Origin of the sequence: Pseudomonas sp. NPDC087803, from assembly GCF_044742995.1 — a bacterium.
GTDB lineage: Bacteria > Pseudomonadota > Gammaproteobacteria > Pseudomonadales > Pseudomonadaceae > Aquipseudomonas.
In genome coordinates, this window is the sequence record NZ_JBIUVO010000136.1 from 1 (window position 1) to 2,655 (window position 2,655).

The window sequence follows — 2,655 nt, forward strand, 5'->3', positions numbered from 1 at the left end:
CTCTGCGTCGTTTCAAGCGCTCCTGCGAAAAAGCCGGTGTACTTGCTGAAGTTAGTAGCCGCGAATTTTACGAGAAGCCAACTTCTGAGCGTAAGCGCAAAGCAGCAGCCGCTGTTAAGCGTCACGCCAAGAAAGTTCAGCGCGAACAGCGCCGCGCCGTTCGTCTGTACTAATACACAGACGATCGTAGCAAGCTTCTTGCCTAAGCCCGGCCCTCAGCCGGGCTAATGGCATTTGCGTAAAACGCTTGATGCTTCACCGTCGAAGCCGCACACGCGACCGAGACAAAACCGCTTCACCGCGTCAGGCCTGGCTCTTTTGCCAGCGGTGCACGTCTTTTCTGACGAGTCTTTCAAGGCTACTGACGAGCACACCCACTGATTCCTCTTACGACGATCAGCCCAAGGCACCTGCATGCGTGCCCGCTTTATTGAGCTATCCGAGGCCCTTGACCGGCCGTCAGCGGATTCAGCGCAACACTTTCATATAGTCGAAAACTGATCAGCACTAACGTCAGTGGATTTTCGGCAGATACACTTCCCGACAGCGATTACGCAACCGACCCGGTCGAACCGCCTATTGTGCGCGTTTCACTCAAGACCTGCGTCCGGCCGCCCTTCGCATCGGACTCATTACAGCGCAGACGAGAACGCCATGGCCGGGCTGATTCCCCAGAGCTTTATTGACGACCTCCTGAACCGCACCGACATCGTCGACGTGGTCAGCTCGCGCGTGCAACTGAAAAAGGCCGGCAAGAATTACACCGCCTGCTGCCCGTTCCATAAAGAGAAAACCCCGTCGTTCAGCGTCAGCCCCGACAAGCAGTTCTACTACTGCTTCGGCTGCGGCGCCGGCGGCAATGCCCTCGGCTTTCTCATGGACCACGACAACCTGGATTTCCCCCAGGCCGTCGAGGACCTGGCCAAAGCCGCCGGCATGGAAATCCCCCGCGAAGAAAGCGGCCGCCCGCACAAACCGCGACAGCCGACCGACTCGCCGCTGTATCCGCTGCTCACCGCCGCCGCCGATTTTTACCGCCAGGCGCTCAAGAGCCATCCAGCGCGCAAGGCGGCGGTGGATTACCTCAAGGGCCGCGGCCTGACCGGTGAGATCGCCCGCGACTTCGGTCTCGGTTTCGCGCCGCCGGGCTGGGACAACCTGTTCAAGCATTTGAGCAGCGACACTTTGCAGCAGAAAGCCATGATCGACGCCGGCCTGCTGATCGAGAACGCCGAAACCGGCAAACGCTATGACCGCTTCCGCGATCGCGTGATGTTCCCGATCCGCGACACCCGCGGCCGGATCATCGCTTTCGGTGGCCGGGTACTGGGTGACGACAAGCCGAAATACCTGAACTCGCCGGAAACCCCGGTGTTCCATAAAGGCCAGGAGCTATACGGCCTCTATGAAGCTCGCAAGAACAACCGCAACCTCGACGAAATCATCGTCGTCGAGGGTTACATGGACGTCATCGCCCTTGCCCAGCAAGGCTTGCGCAATGCCGTCGCTACCCTGGGCACCGCGACCAGCGAAGAACACCTCAAGCGCCTGTTTCGCGTGGTACCGAACGTGTTGTTCTGTTTCGACGGCGACCAGGCCGGCCGCAATGCTGCATGGCGCGCGCTCGAAGCGACACTGCCGTGCCTGCAGGACGGGCGCCGGGCGCGCTTTCTGTTTCTTCCGGAAGGCGAAGACCCGGACACCCTGGTTCGCGCCGAAGGCACCGATGCCTTCAAGGCCCGTATCAACCAGCATGCGCAGCCGCTGGCAGACTATTTCTTCCAGCAACTGACCGAGGAAGCCGATCCGCGCTCGCTCGAAGGCAAGGCCCACATGGCCACCCTCGCGGCACCGCTGATCGACAAAGTGCCAGGCGCGAACCTGCGCATCCTGATGCGCCAGCGCCTGACCGAAATCACCGGCCTCAGCAGCGAAACCGTCAGCCAGCTGGCGCAAAGCGCGCCGCAGGAAGCGCCGCCGGCCTACGATCCGGGCATCGATTACGACGCAATGCCGGACTACAGCGACTACCATCAGCCGCAGGCACAGGACATGTATGTGCCGCAGCAGGAGTGGACGCCGAAAAAAACCGGCGCCGGCGGCAAGAAATGGGACAAGAAGCCCTGGGACAAGAACGGCAAGCGCGGCGGTGATCGTGATCAACAGCGCCCGCGCACGCCAATTGGCGTCGAATCGCCGACCCTGACCGCCCTGCGCACTTTGCTTCATCACCCGCAACTGGCCGAGCGCGTCGAGGACGCCGGGCACATTGCGGACGAAAATCAGACCAACGCACAGTTGCTTGTGGCGCTGCTCGAAGCCGTACAGAAGAATCCCAAGCTAAACTCATTTCAGTTGATCGCGCGATGGCACGGCACTGAACAGGGTCGATTGCTCAAGGCACTGGCGGAAAAGGAGTGGCTGATTGACGGAGAAAACCTTGAACAACAGTTTTTCGACACCATTACTAGCTTGTCAGCCCGCCAACGCGAGCGAAATCTGGAACAGCTGCTCAGAAAAGCGCGTCAAAGCGAACTGAGCGCCGAAGAGAAAAATCAACTGCGCGACCTTCTAAGTCGCAATGTTTCCGCATCAAACCCGACCTCAACTGGCGCGTGAGGTCATAGCTCAGGTATAATCCTCGGCTTGTTTTTT

The 2,655-nt window shown here is 59.9% G+C and carries 2 protein-coding genes; both read left to right on the forward strand.

Translation table 11 applies throughout. The features are described 5' to 3' along the window. The first annotated feature begins 2 nt into the window (after positions 1–2). Positions 3–173 (forward strand): 30S ribosomal protein S21, encoded by a 171-nt coding sequence (gene rpsU / locus ACIOUG_RS26900; RefSeq protein ID WP_401070193.1) that lies wholly within the window; start codon positions 3–5, stop codon positions 171–173. Between the two features lie 481 nt (positions 174–654). Beyond that, a complete protein-coding gene (gene dnaG, locus ACIOUG_RS26905; protein ID WP_401070190.1) occupies positions 655–2,619 on the forward strand; it encodes a DNA primase in 1,965 nt (654 codons plus the stop codon). Positions 2,620–2,655: the final 36 nt, after the last annotated feature.

Bases quoted from the DNA above. Each gene is read 5' to 3' on its own strand.
- dnaG (WP_401070190.1), top strand. From the start codon at position 655: ATGGCCGGGCTGATTCCCCAGAGCTTTATTGACGACCTCCTGAACCGC.